The sequence below is a fragment of the Lacticaseibacillus sp. 866-1 genome (genome assembly GCF_016861825.1).
GTDB lineage: Bacteria > Bacillota > Bacilli > Lactobacillales > Lactobacillaceae > Lacticaseibacillus.
This window is the reverse complement of sequence record NZ_BOLU01000009.1, coordinates 39,343-59,557: the sequence shown is the minus strand read 5'-3', so window position 1 is coordinate 59,557 and position 20,215 is coordinate 39,343. Positions and strand designations below refer to the sequence as shown.

At 57.1% G+C, this 20,215-nt stretch carries 17 protein-coding genes; all 17 read right to left on the bottom strand.

Going from position 1 to position 20,215, the window contains the following annotated elements:
* Nucleotides 1-2 precede the first annotated feature (2 nt).
* The 17 genes from truB to rpsB all read right to left on the bottom strand — a co-directional run bounded on the left by truB (nucleotide 3) and on the right by rpsB (nucleotide 20,041).
* Nucleotides 3-917, bottom strand: a complete 915-nt coding sequence (gene truB, locus JUE30_RS04265) for a tRNA pseudouridine(55) synthase TruB (protein ID WP_203623774.1) — start codon at nucleotides 915-917, stop codon at nucleotides 3-5.
* 1 nt (nucleotide 918) lies between these two features.
* On the bottom strand, nucleotides 919-1,674 hold the full coding sequence (locus JUE30_RS04260) for a TerC family protein (RefSeq protein ID WP_239061357.1): 756 nt from the start codon (nucleotides 1,672-1,674) through the stop codon (nucleotides 919-921).
* Nucleotides 1,675-1,969: 295 nt separating this feature from the next.
* The gene (gene rbfA / locus JUE30_RS04255) at nucleotides 1,970-2,323 is read right to left on the bottom strand and encodes a 30S ribosome-binding factor RbfA (protein ID WP_203623773.1); all 354 of its coding nucleotides are present in this window, start codon (nucleotides 2,321-2,323) and stop codon (nucleotides 1,970-1,972) included.
* A 25-nt stretch (nucleotides 2,324-2,348) separates the two neighbouring features.
* Complete coding sequence (gene infB / locus JUE30_RS04250) at nucleotides 2,349-5,207, bottom strand: translation initiation factor IF-2 (RefSeq protein ID WP_203623772.1); 2,859 nt, start codon at nucleotides 5,205-5,207, stop codon at nucleotides 2,349-2,351.
* A 24-nt stretch (nucleotides 5,208-5,231) separates the two neighbouring features.
* Nucleotides 5,232-5,531, bottom strand: a complete 300-nt coding sequence (locus JUE30_RS04245) for a ribosomal L7Ae/L30e/S12e/Gadd45 family protein (RefSeq protein ID WP_203623771.1) — start codon at nucleotides 5,529-5,531, stop codon at nucleotides 5,232-5,234.
* A complete protein-coding gene (gene rnpM, locus JUE30_RS04240) occupies nucleotides 5,528-5,827 on the bottom strand; it encodes an RNase P modulator RnpM (RefSeq protein ID WP_125754756.1) in 300 nt (99 codons plus the stop codon). The genes JUE30_RS04245 and rnpM overlap by 4 nt, the downstream gene beginning before the upstream one ends.
* Nucleotides 5,828-5,836: 9 nt before the next feature.
* Nucleotides 5,837-7,036: a transcription termination factor NusA gene (nusA, locus tag JUE30_RS04235; protein WP_203623770.1), complete on the bottom strand. Its 1,200-nt coding sequence runs from the start codon at nucleotides 7,034-7,036 to the stop codon at nucleotides 5,837-5,839.
* A 32-nt stretch (nucleotides 7,037-7,068) separates the two neighbouring features.
* Complete coding sequence (rimP, locus tag JUE30_RS04230) at nucleotides 7,069-7,542, bottom strand: ribosome maturation factor RimP (RefSeq protein WP_164506123.1); 474 nt, start codon at nucleotides 7,540-7,542, stop codon at nucleotides 7,069-7,071.
* Between the two features lie 174 nt (nucleotides 7,543-7,716).
* Nucleotides 7,717-12,024 carry a PolC-type DNA polymerase III gene (locus JUE30_RS04225; protein ID WP_374706443.1) on the bottom strand — a complete coding sequence of 1,436 codons (4,308 nt, stop codon included), beginning with the start codon at nucleotides 12,022-12,024 and terminating at the stop codon, nucleotides 7,717-7,719.
* A gap of 142 nt (nucleotides 12,025-12,166) precedes the next feature.
* Entirely contained in the window at nucleotides 12,167-13,876 is a 1,710-nt protein-coding gene (locus tag JUE30_RS04220; protein ID WP_203623768.1) for a proline--tRNA ligase, read from the bottom strand.
* 18 nt (nucleotides 13,877-13,894) lie between these two features.
* On the bottom strand, nucleotides 13,895-15,136 hold the full coding sequence (gene rseP / locus JUE30_RS04215; protein WP_203623767.1) for an RIP metalloprotease RseP: 1,242 nt from the start codon (nucleotides 15,134-15,136) through the stop codon (nucleotides 13,895-13,897).
* 26 nt (nucleotides 15,137-15,162) lie between these two features.
* Nucleotides 15,163-15,957, bottom strand: a complete 795-nt coding sequence (locus JUE30_RS04210) for a phosphatidate cytidylyltransferase (protein WP_203623766.1) — start codon at nucleotides 15,955-15,957, stop codon at nucleotides 15,163-15,165.
* An 11-nt stretch (nucleotides 15,958-15,968) separates the two neighbouring features.
* Nucleotides 15,969-16,706, bottom strand: coding sequence for an isoprenyl transferase (locus JUE30_RS04205; RefSeq protein WP_239061356.1), 738 nt, complete (start codon nucleotides 16,704-16,706; stop codon nucleotides 15,969-15,971).
* Between the two features lie 162 nt (nucleotides 16,707-16,868).
* On the bottom strand, nucleotides 16,869-17,426 hold the full coding sequence (frr, locus tag JUE30_RS04200) for a ribosome recycling factor (protein ID WP_203623764.1): 558 nt from the start codon (nucleotides 17,424-17,426) through the stop codon (nucleotides 16,869-16,871).
* A 2-nt stretch (nucleotides 17,427-17,428) separates the two neighbouring features.
* Entirely contained in the window at nucleotides 17,429-18,148 is a 720-nt protein-coding gene (gene pyrH, locus JUE30_RS04195; RefSeq protein ID WP_125754764.1) for a UMP kinase, read from the bottom strand.
* A 120-nt stretch (nucleotides 18,149-18,268) separates the two neighbouring features.
* Complete coding sequence (tsf, locus tag JUE30_RS04190; protein ID WP_203623763.1) at nucleotides 18,269-19,144, bottom strand: translation elongation factor Ts; 876 nt, start codon at nucleotides 19,142-19,144, stop codon at nucleotides 18,269-18,271.
* A gap of 93 nt (nucleotides 19,145-19,237) precedes the next feature.
* A complete protein-coding gene (gene rpsB, locus JUE30_RS04185; protein ID WP_125754766.1) occupies nucleotides 19,238-20,041 on the bottom strand; it encodes a 30S ribosomal protein S2 in 804 nt (267 codons plus the stop codon).
* Nucleotides 20,042-20,215: the final 174 nt, after the last annotated feature.

Sequence of the window (20,215 nt, the reverse complement as noted above, 5' to 3'; positions counted from 1 at the left end):
CATCAACCTTGGCCAATGCCGGCATTAGCCAAGAACATCATGGCAGGCCGAAACTCGGCCGCCTCTTTGCGGTACAGCGCCTTAAAGACGCCTTGGTACGTCAGGCCGATTTCATCAGTCGCGGCAGTGCCTAGCGGCAAGCCGCGCCCATTTTTGACCGCGTCCCACTGGCTGGCCGAAAGCGCCATCAGCGGCAGGTCCGGAAAAGCGAATTCGATGGGCCGCAAATGAGCGACCGCAGCTGCCGGGGCGGTGTCGCGCGTCAACTGACGTAAATCAAGCGTGTCGCTGAGCTTGAACCCCCCGCTTTGCGTGCGCGTCAGCTGCGCCATCACGGCCGGCACCTTCAGCGCCCGGCCGGCATCCACCGCAAGGGTGCGAATGTACGTCCCCTTTGAGACTTTGGCTTCAAACGTGAAGTCCTGCGTCCCCCTTGCCGCATCAAACGTGCTGGGCGCAGTCCGCTTAAATTCGTAAACGTGAACTTGGCGAGTCGGCCGCTCGACGGTTTCGCCGTTTCTAGCGTACTGATAAAGCTTGCGCCCGTTGACCTTGACCGCCGAGTACATTGGCGGCGTTTGCGTGATCTCGCCGGTCAACGTTAACAGCGCGGCATCGATCTGCGCATCGGTAAACGGGGCCGTTAAGGTCACGCGGGACACCTCAGCCCCGTCGAGGTCCTCAGTTTCCGTCGCAAAGCCGAGCGTCGCTTTGCCCGTGTAGGTTTTGCCCAGCGCCATCAGCGCCGGCACGGCCTTCGTCGCCGCCCCCAGCGCGATTGGCAGCACGCCATCGACGCTGGGGTCAAGTGTGCCCGAATGGCCCACTTTTTTCATTTGCAACAAGTAGCGGAGTTTGCTGACCACATCGGCCGAAGTCATACCCGACGGCTTGTATACTGGTAAAATCCCATCCATGTCAAAAACCTCGCTTCTGCTGTTGGCCGTGGGCCGTGCGCCGCTGGTGAACCAGCCAGGTGATCAGGAAGGCCAACACCACGATCAGCGAAAAGGCCCAGTTCGGCACCTCAATGCCAATTTGCGGCAGACTGAGCGCCAACTTTACTGCAATGATGAAAATCAGCGCGTAAGCCATCACTTCCAGCTCGGGCACCTTAGTGATGAAGTCGGTGATGATCTGGGCGACAAACCGCATCGCCAAAATTCCTAGGCACCCGCCAATCAGCACAATCACCGGATTATTGTCGATGGCCAGCGCGGCCAGGATCGAATCGACGGAAAACACAATATCGAGCGCCTCAATTGAAGCCACAGTGCGCCAAAAATGCGTCTGCTTCGGCTTGGCTAGGGTCTTTGGCTGCGGCCCGTCCTTGGGGTGGCGTTGCTCGTAGAAGAAATGCAGCGACATCCACACCAAGTATGCCGCCCCTAGCGCTTTGATGCCCCAGAAGTTCATGAGGTACGTGCCCAGGCCGATCGCGATGAACCGGAACAGATACGCCCCCCACATGCCGTAAATCAGCGCGTGGTGCTGGTCTTTTTTGTCTGGCAACGACTTGGTCTGCGCGGCCAGCACGACCGCGTTATCCACTGACAGCAAGCATTCCAGCAGCGCCAGCGTTAAGATTGTGACCCAGCCCTGGGTAGTCATCACCGCCTGGTGCCAGTCACTCGCTTCAAAAAAGGGTAAGTACAATTTCTCAATCAGACTCACGTCGCCACCGCCTTATTTTTACTATTATACATTTCCTCTGGCACCGTTGCACCCGCAGTGTAAGCCAGCTTGGGTTCAACCATAATTGGGCTCCGGGGTCGCAACGCCCGAATGATTAGCTACGCCCGATGCCTCGCCGCCAAACAACGGCGGCAATGCCTCGGGCTATGATCAGACTGTTGCCGTTTACGGCGTCCAGTCTGACATGCGTAGCGGCTAATCATCGGGCTAAAACCGCGACCCCTACACACCTTGCAAAAAAACGGCCCACCATCGCTGGTGGGCCGCACAGCCTTTACTCGAGGCCTTCGTGTTTCACTTCGTTGAGCAGCTCGTCAATGTGCGCGCCGTATTGAACCGACGTATCCTGCTTGAACGTCAAGGTCGGCACCTTGAAGAGCTTAATGCGCTGACCGACCTCACTGCGAATGAGCCCTTTGGCCTTATCCAGGCCAGTTTGGGCGTCTGCGAGCGCCTTGGGATCGTCAGATAAAATGCTGAAGTAGACGGTGGCCTCTTGGAGGTCGCCAGTCAACTTCACGCCGGTGATCGTGACTGCCCGAACCCGCGGGTCGTTGACATCTTTTAACAAAATGTCATCGATTTCACGCTGGATCTGGGTCTCCACGCGGCCTATGCGATGTTTCATGTGTGCCTCTTCAGATGGCCTGAGGTTACTTGACCGGAACCTCTTCCATCGTGTACGCCTCGATCTGATCATCGACCTTGATGTCGTTGTAACCATCGATGGTCAAACCGAGTTCAAAGCCCTGACGGACTTCCTTCACGTCATCCTTGAACCGGCGCAAGGAGCCCAGTTCGCCTTCGTACTTCACGATGCCGTCGCGGATCAGGCGGACCTTGGAGTCGCGGCGAATGAAGCCGCTGTCGACGTAGCCGCCGACCACCGTCCCAATCTTGGACACCGGAATGGTCTCGCGCACGGTGATGTTGCCGGTGACCTTCTCTTCGTAAGTCGGCTCCAGCATCCCCTTCATCGCAGACTCGACTTCCTCGATGGCCTTGTAGATGACGCGGTGCAAGCGGATATCCACATCATCGGCATCGGCCTGAGCCTTCGCTTGCGGCGTTGGCCGCACGTTGAAGCCAATGATGACCGCGTTGGAAGCGGAAGCCAAGGTGACATCACTTTCGTTGATCGCCCCAACGGCTTGGTGAATGATGTTCACCCGGACGCCCTTGACCTCGATCTTCTTCAAGCTGCCGGCCAGCGCTTCGACCGAACCCTGCACATCCGCCTTGATGATGATGTCAACTTCTTTGAGTTGGCCTTCCTTCATGGTTTCAAACAGGTTGTCGAGGGTGACGTGATGCGTCTGTTGACGTTCCTGTTCTTGTGCCTGTTGGGCCCGCTTTTCGCCGGCCGCGCGGGCGGTTTTTTCATCGTCAAAGACGACAAACTTGTCCGCAGACTGCGGCACGTCGTTCAAACCGGTGATCTCAACTGGCATCGCTGGCACAGCATCCTTGACGTGGCGGCCATGATCGTTGGTCATGGTCCGCACGCGGCCAAAGGTGTGGCCGACGACGATCGGGTCGCCGACGTGCAGGGTACCTTCCTGGACCAGCACCGTAGCAACAGGGCCACGTCCTTTGTCCAGGCGAGCTTCAATAACGGTCCCGATGGCCTTTTGGTCAGGGTTAGCCTTGAGCTCCAGTACGTCCGCTTCCAGCAAAATCATTTCCAGCAGCTCGTCGATGTTCTTGCCGAACTTGGCGGAAATGTTGACGAAGATGGTGTCACCACCGTAGTCTTCAGGGACCAGATCGTACTTCATCAGCTCTTCGGTGACGCGCTGCGGATTTGCACCCGGCTTATCGATCTTGTTGATGGCAACGATCATCGGCGCGTTCGCCGCCTTGGCGTGATTAATGGCTTCGATGGTCTGAGGCATGACCCCATCATCGGCCGCCACGACCAGCACGATGATATCGGTGATATCCGCGCCACGCGCCCGCATGTTGGTGAAGGCCGCGTGCCCTGGGGTGTCCAGGAACGTGATCAGACGATCCTTGAGCTTCACTTGGTAAGCCCCGATGTGCTGCGTGATCCCGCCTGCTTCGCCTTCGGTCACATGGGTGTGACGCAAACGATCAAGCAAGGTGGTTTTACCATGGTCAACGTGGCCCATGATGGTGACCACTGGTGGCCGCGGCGTCTGGGTGTCCTTGTTGGTGACTTCGGCGTTGTACATCTTGTCGAGGTCGGTAATATCTTCCTCAACCTTTTGTTCAGCGTCAATGCCGTAATCGGTCGCGACCAGTTCGATGGTGTCCTTGTCGAGGCTCTGGTTTTGGTTAACCATCACACCCAACATGAACAGCTTCTTGATGATCTCGGCTGGCTCGCGGTGCAGGATCTTGCCCAGATCCTGGGCGTTCATTCCAACAGTGTAGATGAGTTTTTCTGGCAATGGCCGCTCCTTGCGCTGTGGCATTTCTTTCTTGGGTTGCGTCTGCTGTCTGCGCTTGTTCTTCTTGTTGCGCCGATTCGAGTTACCAAATCCGCCGCGGTTATTGTTGTAACCGCCGCGGCTGTTGCGGAAGTTGTTGCGGCCGCGATTGTCGTTGCTGCTGTGATCCGCAGTGCGCCGATTGTCATTTGGCTTTGCCGGCTTTTCAGCGGCAGGCGGCACTGGGGCCGTATAGGCGGCCGCGATTGGCTTTTCCTCGGCGACTTTTTCGAGCGCCTTTTCGGTTTCGCGCTTGGCTGCAGCTTTCGCCTTATCCTGCTGGCGCTTTTCTTCCAGCTGCTTGATGAACTTCTCGTCGTTGCCAGCCACTGGCCGCGGATTCCCATTGGCCTGAGTCCGGCGACCGGCACGCGGCATCGGACTGGCGCTGGTTTGGTTCAAGAAGCGATCGCCGCCGCGCCGGTTATCGTTGCGGTTGTTGCCGCTGCGCCGGTTATCGTTGCGGTTATCAGTCGAACGATTATTGTTGTAACCGCCGCGACTCTCATTCGACCGGTTGCCGCCGCGATTGCCAGCAGCCTGCTGGCCGGCCGGTTGCCCTTGGCCGCCCCGGTTGTCGTTGCGGTTGAACCGGCCACCGCGGGCGTTAGCCTGGGTGTTGTGCGGCCGGCGAATCGCAGACTTGGAGATCAGGGTCTTGCCATCTGCCGTCTTTTGCGGCATGTGGTGAGTCCCTGGCACCTTCTTGGCTTCTGCTGACTGATCAGCGGCTGGCTTAGCGCCCGCTGCTGGCTTGGCAGTTGGCTTAGATTCAGCGCTGGCTTCAGGCTTGGCCTCAGCTTTAGCTGCAGGCTTTGCGGCCGGCTTGGCCGCTGGCGTCTTGGCTGCCGGCTTAGCCTCGGCTTTCGCCTTTGCGGCAGGTTTTGCCGCCTTGGCGGACTGGCCCTTCAGCGCGGACTTCAAAGCAGCTTCCTGCTGATCGTCCAACGTTGACATGTGGTTCTTGAGCTCGATGCCCTGAGCTTTGGCCGCGTCGATCACGGTTTTACTCGGGATGCCGAGCGTTTTGGCAAATTCATAAACTCGTTGTTTGCCCATTTCTTCACGCTCCCTGTCTATTCATTAGGTGAGCAGCTTGACCAGCTTCTCTGCAAAGCCGCGATCTTGCACCGCAATCACGGACCGCTTACGGCCGATCGCAGAACTCAGCTCCAGGCTCGTCAAGGTTAAGTTGACTGGGACCTGGTAGAAGCTGCCTTTATCGGAAAACTTTTTTCTGGTGTTCGCTGAGGCGTCAGAGGCGACGAGGACCAGCTTGGCACTTTGGTCCCGAATCGCCGCCAGCACAAAGCCTTCACCGGCCGTTAGCCGGTTGGCCCGTTGCGCCAGCCCCAGCAAGTTTAGCGCTTGCTGCTTGTTCATGCCTGGTCGCCGAACAGCTCTTGGCGAGCCTTCTGGTGGTCGACGTAGGCGTACAACTCATCGTAAAAACTATCGGCCACTTTGACGTCAAACGCCTTTTCGATGATGTGTTTGCTTTGGGCCTTCTTGACGGCCGCAGGATCCAGAGCCACGTACGCGCCGCGGCCCTGAGCTTTACCGGTGGGATCGATGGCAACGGTTTGATCCGCTTGCCGTACGATGCGCACTAGGGACTTTTTCGGAAACATCTCTCCCGACAGCAGGTCCTTGCGCATCGGGATCTTGCGCTTTTTCATGGCTGCCTCCTACTTGGTTTCGGCCGCGTCGTCTGCGGCTTTTGCATCTGAGTCCTCAGGTGCTGGCGCAGCGGCCGCCTCGTCTTCAGCCGGCGCGTCAGCACCAGACTGATCCGCCTGGGTCTCTTCGATTTGCTCGTCGTTTTCCTCAAGCTCGTCATCATCGACAAATTCAACGTCAGATTCGGCCTTGATGTCGATCTTGTAACCGGTGAGCTTGGCGGCAAGCCGGGCATTTTGCCCTTTCTTGCCGATGGCCAAAGACAGCTGGTAGTCGGGCACGATGACCGTGCAGGACCGGTCGTTGTCTTCATCGTTGAATTGAACGGCGATGACCTGCGCCGGGTTCAAGGCGTTGGCGATGTAATCCACCGGGTCTTCCTCGTACTGCACGACATCCATGTTCTCGCCGGACAACTCATTGACCACGGCCTGAACGCGGGCACCGCGAGGGCCAACCGTGGTGCCGACCGGATCGACAGACGGGTTCGTCGAGCGCACGGCGATCTTGGTGCGATCGCCAGCCTCACGCGCGATTCCGGCGATTTCCACCGTGCCGTCGAAAATTTCTGGCACTTCCTGTTCAAACAGGCGCTTGACCAGCCCAGGGTTGGTGCGGGAAACAAAGACCTGCGGGCCCTTGCTTGAGTTTTCAACCTTGGACACGAACACCTTGATGCGATCGTGGGGCTCGTACTGCTCGTTCGGCATCTGATCGCCGCGGCCCAGCACGGCCTCGATTTTACCCAAGTTCACGTAAATGAATTTGTTATCGCGCCGCTCAACTTCGCCAGTCATGATCTCGTTTTCGTACTGCGAGTACTCATCGTAGATAATGCCGCGCTCGGCCTCGCGCACCCGCTGCATAATGACCTGCTTAGCGGTTTGCGCCGCAATGCGGCCAAAGTCTTTCTGGGTGACTTCGAACTTGATCTTGTCACCGACCTCGTAAGCCTTGTTGATGGCCAACGCGTCCTTCAGACTGACTTCCAGCCGAGAGTCGAACACTTCCTCAGTGACTTCCTTGACCGCGTACACGTGGATGTCGCCTTGGTCCTTGTCGAACTCGACGTCGACGTTTTGTGCCTGATCGTAATTACGCTTGTACGCCGAGGCCAGCGCGTCTTCAAGCGCCTCAATCACAACTTCTTTTTTGACGCCTTTTTCGGTCTCGAGGGCGTCAAGGGCTTCAATCATTTCCTTTGACATGTTGTTCCTTCCTTTGCCAGCGGGATTGCCGCTTAAAATTCGATGGCCAGGCGGGCGTTGGCGATCGTCTGGCGATCGAATGCCTGCTCGAACCTGCGCGCCTTATCCTTCAGCTCCAAGGTCAGGGTGTCGTCATCCAGCGCCTTCAAGGTGCCTTCGAACACTTTCTTACCGTTGAGCTTCGTGAACAAGGAGATATGAATGTATTCACCAACCGCGTTTTTAAAGTCCTGGTCAGTTTTCAGCGGCCGCTCGGCACCTGGTGAGGAAACCTCCAAGAAGTAGGCCTGCGGAATGGGATCAGGGTCCATGGCGTCCAATTTCTCGGACAAGGCCTCTGAGACCATCACACACTCGTTAAGCGTGATGCCACCCGGCTTATCAATGTAGACCCGCAAGTACCAGCTGCCGCCTTCCTTAACAAACTCGATATCGCTCAGGTCGAAATGGTTGGCTTCAAGGATCGGATCAACGATTTGTTTCACTGTCTCGACAACCGTGCTCAAGTCTTTCCCCCCTTTTAGGTTGTTGTGCTGGCGGCCAATTCGGCCCCCGTTACCTCTCCTAAGAAAAGGAGTGAGCATCTCTGCTCACTCCTCCTCAAAGGATTTAACTACTATGGATAATCTAGCATAAAACCCTTTCCAATGCAACAGTGAATCGCGGCGGCTCCCATGGGACTAGAACATCGAGTCGAACAGTGACAGCTGGTTTTCATCAGGCAGCGTGTCGAGCACATGATTTTCAGTCATGTAATCGATCAGGGTCTTTGAGACCTTACCGCGGTTCGCCAGGTCTTCCTTGGACAGGAACGGCTTCTCCTCGCGGGCCGCAACGATCTGCTTGGCCACGTTGTCGCCTAACCCCGGAACGGCGCGGAACGGCGCCAGCAGCGTGTGATCATCCACGATCAGGAAATCATGCGCGTCGGATTGGTTAATGTCGACCATCTTAATGGTGAAGCCGCGCTCCAGGCACTCATTGGCCAGCTCCAGCACCGTCAGCAACGTCTTGTCCTTCGCCGAGGCGTCGTTGCCCTGGTCAGTGATGGCCTTGATGGCGGCCTTGGTGGCCTCCTTGCCGTGGCTCATCGCCACCAGGTCGAAGTCTTCGGCGCGCACCGAGAAGTAAGACGCATAGTACACCAGCGGGAAGTAAACCTTGAACCAAGCGATGCGCAGCCCCATCAAATCGTACGCGGCCGCGTGGGCCTTCGGGAACATGTACTTGATCTTCAGGCAGGAATCGATGTACCAATCCGGCACCTTCGGGTTGTCGCGCATGGCCTGTTGCCAGTCATCCGGGATCCCGCGGCCCTTTCTGACGTGCTCCATAATGTTAAACGCTAGAGAGTCGTCCATTCCCCAGTGAATCAGATCCATCATGATGTTGTCACGACAACCGATGACTTCCTTGATCGTCACCGTGCCGTTTTGGATCAGCTCCTCGGCGTTGCCCAGCCACACGTCGGTGCCGTGGGACAGGCCGGAGATCTGAAGCAGCTCGGAGAATTTCTTGGGGTGCGTCTCCTCGAGCATCCCCCGCACAAAGCGCGTCCCGAATTCCGGCACGCCCAGCGTCCCGGTTTTCGAATTGATCTGCTCTGGGGTCACCCCTAATATGTCGGGGCTGGAAAACAGCGACATCACGCCGGGGTCATCCATCGGGATACTCTTCGGGTCGACCCCGGAGAGGTCCTGCAGCATGCGGATCATGGTCGGGTCATCGTGCCCCAGCACATCCATTTTGAGGATGTTGTCATGAATCGAGTGAAAATCAAAGTGGGTGGTCTTCCATGCGGCGCTTTGATCGTCCGCTGGGTACTGGATCGGCGAAAAGTCGTAAATATCCATGTCTTCCGGCACAATCAGAATCCCCGCCGGGTGCTGGCCCGTCGTCCGCTTAACGCCGGTGGCGCCTTTAGCCAGGCGATCGATTTCCGCTCCGCGGAGCATCTGGCCGGTGTCGCGCTCATAGGCTTTGACATAGCCGTAAGCCGTTTTATCCGCCACCGTGCCGATGGTCCCAGCGCGAAACGCGTGGTCCTCGCCAAACCGCACCTTAATGTAGTTATGGGCGATTGGCTGATAGTCCCCGGAGAAGTTCAGATCGATATCAGGCACCTTGTCCCCTTTGAAGCCCAGGAAGGTTTCAAACGGAATATCCTGACCATCTTTGATCATGTTGGTCCCGCACTTGGGGCAGGCCTTGTCTGGCAAATCAAAGCCTGAGCCGTACTCGCCCTTGGTGTAGAACTCGGAATACTGACACTTGGGGCAGCGGTAATGCGGCGGCAGCGGGTTGATTTCCGTGATGCCAGACATTGTGGCCGCCAAACTGGAGCCGACGGACCCACGGGAGCCAACCAGGTAGCCGTCCTTGTTGGACTTAAGCACGAGCTGCTGGGCAATGTTGTAAATCACTGAGAACCCGTTACCGATAATACTTTTGAGTTCCTTGTCCAGCCGTGCCTGCACAATTTCAGGCAATGGATCCCCGTACATCTGATGCGCGGTGTTCATCACATCGGCGCGCAGGTGCTCTTCCACCCCTGGGATCTTCGGCGTGTAAAGCTGGTCCTTGACTGGGGTGATGTCCCCATCGATCAGATCCGCCACCTTGTGGGTGTTCTCCACGACCAGCTGGTGAGCCAACTGGTCATCTTTGAGCCAGGCGAAGGCGTCCAGCATCTCCTGCGTGGAGCGGAAGTGCACATCCGGCAGCTCGTGACGGTTCAGCGGGTTGGCCCCGCCTTGGCTGTGAATCAAAATCTTGCGGTAAATGGCATCGTTTTTGTCTAGGTAGTGGGCATCGCCGGTGGCGACCACTAACTTGCCTTGGTCTTGCCCAATTTTGATGATGGTCTTCAAAATTTCCTGCAGGTGCGCCTGGCCTTGAACCAGGCCGCCATCGATCAGCGGCTGGTAGTTGGCAAGCGGCTGCACTTCCAGGTAATCGTAGAACTTCGCCTTGTTGGCGGCTTCAGCGGCGCCTTTTTGCATCGCCGCGATAAAGACTTCACCGGAGTCGCAGGCCGACCCGACCAGCAGACCCTCGCGGAGCTTTTGCAGGGCAGACCGCGGCACCCGCGGCAGCCGGTAGTAGTAATCAATGTTGGACTGGCTGACCAGCTTAAAAAGGTTCTTGAGCCCAGCCTGAGTCTTCGCAAACACGATCGCATGGGTCGGCCGGCTTTGCTTGTAGGCCTCGTCTTCGCCGATACGCGAGTTTAGCTGATTCAGCTGCTCAATGTCGTACTTTTTCAGCGCCTCTTTTTCCAGCGCGTACAGCAGGTACCCGGTCGCCTCGGCATCCGCGTTGGCCCGGTGGTGATGATTCAGTGGAATCTTGTAGGCCTTAGTCAGCGTGTCGAGTTTGTGGTTCTTGCGCTCCGGGTGCAGCATCCGCGACAGCTCCAACGTATCGATCACGGGGTTTTGAATCGGTTCCTCGCCCAAGCGCTCGTAGCCTTTGTTCAAAAAGCCGACATCGAATGTCACATTGTGGCCGCTCATGATGGTGCCGGCGCAAAACTGCCGGAACAGCTTCAGCACCTCGGCCTCAGTCTTGGAGCCGCGCACCATCTCGTCGGTGATGTGGGTCAGGTTGATGGTGAATTCAGACAGCGCAAACCCCGGGTCGATCAGCTCTTCAAACGAGTCGATAACCTTTCCGTCTTTCATCTTGACGGCGGCGACTTCGATCACTTTGTCGTACACCGCAGACAGCCCGGTGGTTTCAATATCGAACACCACGTACGTGGCATCCGCGAGGCTTCGCGGTGCATCGGCGTTGTACGCCACTGGTGCCCCGTCGTCGACCAGGTTGATCTCGACGCCGTAAAGCATTTTGAGCTTGGCCTGAGTCGCCGCAGTGTGGGCCTCGGGATAGGCCTGCAGCCCGGCGTGATCGGTCACGGCAATGGCAGTCTGGCCCCAGGCCTTGGCGCGCTCGACATAGGCGCTGATGCTTGGCAAGGCGTCCATTTGACTCATGTTGGTGTGCAAATGCAGCTCAACGCGCTTTTCGCCTTCTGCCGTTTCCTGCGGCAGATCATGGTGCACTTCCACCATGTCGCGGGCCATGACGGTCAGCTCACGGGAATAGGTGTCCTCCTGCACGCTGCCGCGAATCTTCAGCCACATGCCGACCTTGATCTGGCCGAACGCCGCTTCATCATCGGCACCGTTGCTGAATTTCTTCACGATAAAACTCGAGGTGTAGTCTGTCACTTTCGCGATCAAAAGCGACCGCTTGGAGCGCAGCTGGCGAACCTCAACGTCAAACACGTAGCCCTCGATCAAAACGGAGTTCTCCTCCTGGGTGATCGCGACCATCTGCGTTGGCGTCTCGTTATTCTTCAAACCGCGGCCCAGCTGAACCGGGCCGCTGGGCGCTGGATTTTGCTCGCGCTGGGCCACGACTGCTTGCGCCCGCTTGGCCATTGCGGCGGCTTCCTCGGCCTTTTGCGCCTTAAAGGCCGCCAGGTTGGCTTCCGACTCGCTGGCATCAACGGCCGCGTCCACGGTCACGCCGGGCAGGCCGACCTGTGCGTAGGCTTCGGCCAGTTTGCCCAGGCCCTGCTGAATCAAAAACTGGCGTACCGGCTCGTTTTCCGCCAGCAGCGTGACTTTGCCGTCCTCGAACTGCGGGGTTTGGTTCATGCAGGTCTCCGCGACGATGGCCGACTCGATTTGCGCGTTGGCCACCACGTAGGACCAGTATGCGGACAAAAATTTGGCCTGCAGGTCGACCGTTTGCGGCTGCACGCGAATGCTGGCCTCGGCGATCCCCTTAAACGCGGACTTAATATGCGAATCCAGCTGAATAAACACGGCATAAGGCAGCAGCGCCGCCGTGCCGAGCACAAACTCGTAACGTTTAGAGCGGCTGTGAATGGTCACGGCCTCGACCGTCGCGCTGGCCAGGGCAGGGTCTTGTCTGACCGGGTCAGGCAAGTGTGCCTGCTCGATCAGCTTTTGAAACATTTCTGCTTTTGATAGCGCCAAAAAAAGCCACTCCCTTTTTGATGATGAAACAATGTTACCCCGAATGCGCGGTGCAAACAAGGCGGCACAGAACGCAAAAGCGGCGCCGAGTCGGACTCGGCGCCGCTTGCTGGAGATTATTTTATTCTGCGTGGTCAAGCAGGATCTTGAGCGAGGAAATCAGCTCCTCGGACTTGACCTCAAGGGTCTCACCTGACTTGCGCAACTTCAGCTCGACAATGCCATCCTCGGCTTTCTTACCGACAGTGACGCGCACGGGAATCCCGATGAGGTCGGAATCCGCAAACTTGACCCCTGGCCGCTCGTTGCGGTCATCGACCAGCACCGCGAAGCCTTCATCTTCCAGCTGCTTCGTGATCTTAGCCGTCAGATCGGCCTGCGCCTGCTTTTTCAAGTTGACGGGCACGACATGCACGTCAAATGGCGCAACGGCCCGCGGCCAAACCAGGCCGTGCTCGTCCAACGTCTGCTCAGCGATGGCCGACAGCAGCCGGGACACGCCGATACCGTAGGAGCCCATGATGATCGGCTTAGCGCGGCCGTTCTCATCGAGGAAGTTGGCCCCCATCGCCTCAGTGTACCGGGTCCCAAGCTTGAAGATATGACCGATTTCGATACCTTTGGTGAACTTCAGCACGCCTTGGCCATCAGGCGACACTTCGCCTTCCTTAACAAAGCGAATGTCCGCCGTTTGGTCAGCGGTGAAGTCGCGCCCAAGGTTGACGTTGATCAAGTGGGTGTTGGCCTTGTTCGCCCCGGCGACCAGGTTGACGAGTCCCGTCAAACTGTTATCGGCAATGACCTGAACATCCTCCGGCGCGTTGACCGGCCCGATGTTGCCGATTTCGGCGTGCATGTACTGCTGCACCTGCTCTGGGGTGGCCATGTCGAGGTAATCCGCGTTCAGCAGGTTCTTGAGCTTGACGTCGTTGACTTCGTAGTCACCGCGAACCAGTGCCAGCACCGGCTTTTCGTCGGCGATGAACAAGACCGCCTTGATCAGCTTGCTTGCCGGCACCTTCAGGAACTCGGCGACCTCGGTGATGGTTTTGGCGTCCTTCGTGTCAACCGGGGCCAGCGGGGCGGCGTCTTCGTGCGTGGTGGCCGGCACATTCATGCTGGTGGCCATTTCCAAGTTAGCCGCATAATCGGATGAATCAGAATAAACAATCGTATCCTCACCGATATCCGCGATGGCCGAAAACTCTTTGGAATCTTTGCCGCCCATCGCGCCACCGTCGCCGACAATCGCGCGGAAGTTTAACCCCAACCGGTTGAACACGTTGGTGTAGGCCTTTTCCATCTGGGTATAAATGGTGTCCAGATCCTCGGTGTTCGCGGTGAAGGAATAAACGTCCTCCATGATGAACTCACGCGAACGCAGCAGGCCGTAGCGTGGGCGATCCTCATCGCGGTACTTGGTCTGGATTTGGTACAGCACCAGCGGCATCTTCTTGTAGGAGTTCAAATCGTTGCGAACCAGGTCCGTGAAGGTCTCCTCGTGCGTCGGGCCCAAAATGAAGTCGCGGTCGTGGCGATCCTTCAGCTTGAACAGATTTGGCCCGTAAGTTTCGTAGCGGCCGGATTCTTGCCAGAGCTCAACCGGCAGCAAACTTGGCATCTGCATTTTGACGGCGGAAATCTTGCTCATTTCGTCGTCGATCACGGCCTCAATTTTTTGCAAGACTCGCTCCGCCAACGGCAGGTAGGCATACGCCCCGGCCGCCACCTGGCGGATGAAGCCGGAGCGCAACATCATCTGGTGCGATTTGGCCTCAGCAGTACTGGGGACTTCTTTTTCAGTGGGAATAAACATTCGAGATTGTTTCATGACTTTCCTCCAAAGGGTTTAAAAACTGCGCATGATGTCGTTGATGGTCACCGCAATGATCAACGCGAACATCAGCCCGGCGCCGATCAATGTGATCACGCCTTCGTGCTCCTGCTTGAGCGGCTTGCGCCGAATGGCTTCAAGCAGGTTGAGTACAAGTTTGCCGCCGTCGAGCACGGGGATCGGAATCAGGTTCATGATCCCCAGGTTGACCGACAGGCCGCCTAAAAACAGGATCAGGCTCATCGGCCCGCCCTTGGCCGCGGTGGCCGTCATCGTGTAGATGCCGACCGGGCCCGCAAGCTGGTTCAGGGAGAAATGCCCCGTGACCATTTGCGCCAGAACATGGAAAATCCCGGTGACATAAGCCCAGGTCGTGGTGAAGCCGGACTCGATCGCCGCCATGGGGGCCTTAGTCGTTTTGGCGTAAACCCCGATGGTCCCGTCGCTGGTGGGCCGAATCATCAGCTTCTGCGTCTTCCCCGCCTTAGTCGCCACCAGCGTGGTGGTGCGCCCGCGGTACTGGGCCACGGCACCTTGAATATCGTCAAACGCCGCGATCTTATCGCCGCCGATCGACACGATGCGCGAATCAGCCTTCAGCCCTGCGGCCGCGGCCGGTGAATTCGGTTCGATTTTGCCGATTTGGTTGGTGTTGGTCACCGCGACGCCGTTGACCAGCGCCACGCCGATGAACACCACGATTGCCAGCAGAAAATTATTCATTGGCCCGGCAAAATTGACCAGCATGCGTTTCCAGAGCTTGGCATTTTGGAACTGCACGTCATCCGGGGCGATAATGACCTCGGTGCCGTCTTCCTCGATGATGGTCGCGTCGTGATCGACGGACCAGGTTTTCAGCTCGGACTCATCGCCGTTTTCGTAACCGACAACGGTCAGGTCATGCTGCAGATCTACCTTGTCGACTTGGACCGGGATGCCGCCTTGGAGCGTGGTTTTGCTCGACAGGTTGATCCGCTCAACGACGTTTTGGTCGTTGACCTCAATGGCGAGCATGGTGCCTGGCTTGATCTCGTCGTCTTCGTCCTGCCAGCCCGCCATGCGGACATAACCGCCCAAAGGCAGCAGGCGGAGCGTGTACGTCGTGTGATTCTTGTGCCAAGCGACCAGCTTGGGGCCCATGCCAATGGAAAATTCTCGCACTAAAATGCCGGACCACTTGGCAAAAATGAAGTGTCCAAATTCGTGCACAAGCACAAGAATCACAAAGACGACCAAGAATTCAATAATTGTTGTCACAGACGCTCCTTACTGTGCGACTGCGGTTAAAGAATGCCAAAGAAGTGAATCATCGGCATCACGAGCAGCATGCTGTCGAACCGATCCAAAATACCGCCGTGACCCGGCAGAATCTTGCCCGAGTCCTTAACGCCGTAGTAACGTTTCAGCGCCGACTCAATCAAATCGCCAAGACTGCCGATAATCGACAGTGCCAGCGCGATGCCCATCATCGGCCAGAAGCTGTACGCCTGCGGGAAAAAGTTCAGGTAAATCGCCGCGAAGATCAGCGCCGTCACGTTGCCGCCGATGCTGCCTTCCCAGGTTTTATTGGGGCTGATGGCCGGCCAGAGCTTGTGCTTGCCGAACGCCCGGCCGCAGAAATACGCACCGGAGTCCGTCAGCCACACGATCAGCATCGCGAACAACAAGGTATCAAGCCCGCCGTTCGGATCGTTGCGCAGCATGATGAAGTAGTGAAAGCCTGTCCCAATGTAAAAAATCGACAAGGCAGACACGGCGACGTCGTCATAGCTGGTTTTGTTCTTGCTGGCTACCGTGTTTAACAGCAGCAGGACCACAAACAGGTAGATGATGTCGAGGCGGGAGATGTACGCCGGCAGCCACTTGAGCATGCTGTCCGGCACCGCCACTGCCAACACGCCCAGCGCCGAAATGAGAAAATCAAACGAGACAATGATTTTCTTGCGCATGATGAACACTTCTGACAGTGCGATGACCGCCAGCGCACACCCAGCTAGTTCGATCCACCAACCGCCAAGGATGAGAATCGGAATAAAGATGATCAGCGCGACGACTGCGGTAATGATTCGTTGTTTCATAACACCCTCCGTTAACTTTTCAACCCGCCAAAGCGGCGGTCACGTGCCTGGTATTCCGCGATGCATCGTTCGAGGACAGCCCCAGTGAAGTCAGGCCAGTACGTATCGGTGAACACCAGCTCGGAATAGGCCAACTGCCACAGCAAAAAGTTGGATAACCGCTCTTCGCCACTGCTGCGAATCAGCAGGTCGGGATCGGCCAAGGCCCCCAGGTGGCGCGTCATCAGATGATCGGCAACCACCTGTGCGTCGATCTGCTCCGGGTCAAGCTGACCGCTTTTAGCTTCCTGAGCCATGGTGCGAGCAGCTTGCACCAGCTCGTCGCGGGCGCCGTAGTTCAGCGCAAAGTTCAGGATCATCCCGGTATTTTGCGCCGTGTCAGCCATCGCGTCTTTCGCCGCTTTACGCGTCTTTGCGGGCAGGGCATCCAGCTCGCCCATCACCTGCACGCGCACGTTTTCGGCGATCAGCTCCGGCATAAACGTGCCGAAGAAATCCACCGGCAGGCGCATTAAGTAGGACACCTCGCTGGTTGGGCGCTTCCAGTTCTCCGTTGAAAAAGCATAAAGCGTCAACACTTTGACCCCGAGGCGACTTGCCGCCTTGGTGATCGTTTTGACGACCTCCATGCCTTGCTTATGACCCGCCACGCGCGGCAGGTGTCTGGCCTTGGCCCAGCGCCCGTTGCCATCCATGATGATGGCGACGTGCGCCGGAATCCGCGTGGGATCAAGTGGTTGATTTGCCAACAAAAAGTCCTCCATCGTGAAACTAGTCACATCTCACGTATTGTAGCAGAAATCCCGCGGTCAAAAAAGCCGGCCAGGTTGCAACCCGCCACCTGCACCGGCAGTGGTGCGCTTAGTCGACATTGAAAAACCCGCGGCAAACCCGCGGGCAAAGGCCGGTGATTAGCCTTCCTTGATTTCTTCTTCTTTTTCGGCTGCGATGGCTTCGATCCGCTTGGCGGAATCGTCGGTCACCTTTTGCACGTCCTTTTCACCGCGGTGCAGGTCATCTTCGGTGATGTCGCCGGCCTTTTCCTGCTTCTTCAGCTTGTCCAAGGCGTCGCGCCGAATGTTGCGGATCGCGATCTTGGCTTCTTCCTGGAACTTGCCAACTTCCTTGGCAATCTCCGCACGGCGCTCACCGGTGAGCTGCGGCACGACCAGCCGGATGGCATTCCCGTCGTTGGCCGGGTTGATGCCCAGGTCAGACGCGTTCAGCGCGGCCTCGATATCCTTCAAACTAAATTTATCGTAAGGCGTCACCAGCAAGACCCGGGCTTCTGGCACCGTGATCGCGGCGATCTGGTTGAGCGGCGTCTTGGTGCCGTAGTACTCAACCTCGATCCGGTTGAGCAGACTGGCATTGGCGCGCCCAGCCCGAATGGTACCGAGCTGGCGAGACAGTGCTTCTTCAGACTTCTTCATTGACGCCTTGGCGTCATCAATAATTTGGTTCGCCATGATTAGTCCTTTCCTTGGATCGTTGTGCCAATGTGTGCACCTTCAACGACCTTCTTGATGTTGTCTGGATCATTCAAATTAAACACGACCAGCGGGATGTCATTGTCCATCGACAAGGTGCTGGCGGTGGAATCCATCACGTTCAGCCCTTTGGTAATGATGTCCATGTGACTGAGGTGATCAAACTTCTTCGCGCTCGCATCCTTGTTCGGATCCGCAGAGTAGACCCCGTCGACCCCGTTTTTCGCCATCAGGATGGCGTCAGCGCCGATTTCGGCAGCGCGCAGGGCCGCCGTCGTGTCGGTGCTGAAGTATGGGTTCCCGGTGCCCCCGGCGAAAATGACGACGCGGCCTTTTTCCAGGTGCCGAACCGCCTTCCGCCGAATGTACGGCTCAGCAATTTGGCGCATCTCGATGCTGGTCTGCACGCGCGTTGGCACCCCAAGGTTTTCCAAACTGTCTTGGAGGGCCAGTCCGTTCATCACCGTGGCCAGCATCCCCATGTAGTCTGCCTGCGCCCGTTCCATGCCCATGGCCGCACCAGTCTCGCCGCGCCAGATGTTGCCACCGCCGCAAACGATGGCGATCTGCACGCCCATGTCGTGAACCTGCTTGATCTGCTCGGCGATCAGCTTAATGACCGGGGGCTGTATTCCCGCACCGGTTTCGCCGCCAAGCGCCTCGCCGGAAACTTTCAGTACAATGCGTTTGTATTTGATCATGAGTGTTGTCCCTTCTTGAATTGCTGTTACTAGTTTACCATACCAGGCCGGGCCTTGCCCTAACGAGCACGACCTGCAGTCGAAAAAAGGCCACGCACTAGGCGTGACCCATAAAAGAAACTAGTCCTTGATTTGACCCATGACTTCATCAACGAAGTTATCTTGCTTCTTTTCGATGCCTTCGCCGACTTCGTAGCGGACAAAGCCCTTGACGGTTGCGCCCTTGCTCTTCGCGTATTCGGCAACGGTCTTGTCGGAGTCCTTGACGAATTCCTGGTCGACCAGTGAGATCTCAGACAGCCACTTGTTCACGCGGCCTTCAACGATCCGCGGCACGATTTTTTCCGGCTTGCCTTCGTCAACGGTTTCCTTGGTGAAGAGGTCGGTTTGCTTCTTCAGCTCATCGGCCGGCACCTGGGTGCGATCCAGGTACTGCGGGTTGATGGCCGCCACGTGCATCGCAATGTCGTGGGCCGTTTCGTCGTCGCCGCCTTCGATGGTGACCAGCGCTGCGACTTGGCCGCCGTTGTGCAGGTAGGCACCGAAGTGGTCGCCGTCGTTCTTTTCAACCACCGTGAAGCGGCGCAGGTCGATCTTTTCGCCGATGACTGCGGTCAGCGCCTTGGCTGCTTCGTCAACGGTCTGGCCGTCAACGTCCAGCTTAAGAGCGGCATCCATGTCGGCCGGCTTGCCGGCAGCAATGGCCTTGGCAACACCGTTCACCAGGTTCTGGAACTTGTCGTTGGACGCTACAAAGTCGGTTTCTGAGTTGACTTCGATGATGGCTGCGGCGTTGCCGTCAACGGTAATGGCAGTCAGACCTTCGGCGGCGATGTTGCCCGCCTTTTTCGCAGCCTTGGCCAAGCCCTTTTCGCGCAGGACGTCGATCGCCTTGTCCATGTCGCCATCGGCAGCAACCAGCGCCTTTTTCGCATCCATCATGCCGACCTGAGTACGGTCACGCAGTTCCTTGACTTGCTTTGCGGTAATAGCCATTTCTTGAATTCCTCCTAAAATTTGTTTTAAAAAAGCCGCCTGCGCCTGCAATTGCTGCAAAGCACAGACGGCTGAGTCTAACTGACGATTTAATTATTCGGCGTCAGGCTTCGTGTTGTCGCCTTCAACGGCGTTCACGATGTCTTCGATCGAATCGGCCTTCGGGGCGTCGTCTGCTGGCTGTTGGTCAGCATCGGCGTCTTCAGCCTGATCTTCGCCCTGCTTGCCTTCGATGATGGCATCTGCCATCGTCGCGGTGATCAGGCGAACGGCCCGGATCGCGTCATCGTTAGAAGGAATGATGACATCGATGTCGTCCGGATCAGAGTTCGTATCTACCATCGCAACGATCGGGATGTTCAGCTTTTGTGCTTCCTGAACGGCGATCTTTTCCTTGCGTGGGTCAACGATGAAGATCACGTCTGGGATGCGAGGCATGTCTTCGATCCCGCCGAGGAACTTCTCAAGCTTGGCCTGAGACTTCTTGAGCAGGGAAACTTCCTTCTTCGGCAGCTTGTCGAAGGTGCCATCGGTGGCCATCTTCTTGATGTCCTTGAGGCGCTTGATCCGCGTCTGGATGGTGTTCCAGTTGGTCAGCGTGCCGCCAAGCCAACGGTGGTTGACGTAGTACTGGCCGGCGCGAGTGGCCTCTTCTTGGATGGCATCCTGTGCCTGCTTCTTGGTGCCGACGAACAGGAACACACCGTTGTCAGCGGCCTCTTCCTTGACGAAGTTGTAGGCATCGTCGATCATCTTGACCGTCTTCTGCAGGTCGATAATGTAAATCCCGTTGCGTTCCGTGAAGATGAATGGCTTCATCTTTGGATTCCAGCGACGGGTCTGGTGACCGAAGTGGACACCAGCTTCAAGCAGTTGCTTCATGCTTAATACAGACATGTGTAGTCCTCCATATGGTTTTATTCCTCTCAGAGGCGTCAACTCGCTGTGCCACTTCTCCCGAAGCACCGGCACCACGATCTTCCCCTGATGTGGGTTGTGTGTTTTTCACACTTAAAATATTATACAGAGAAAGCCGGCGCGGTGCAACTTAATTCGGCAAAAGTCTCTTTG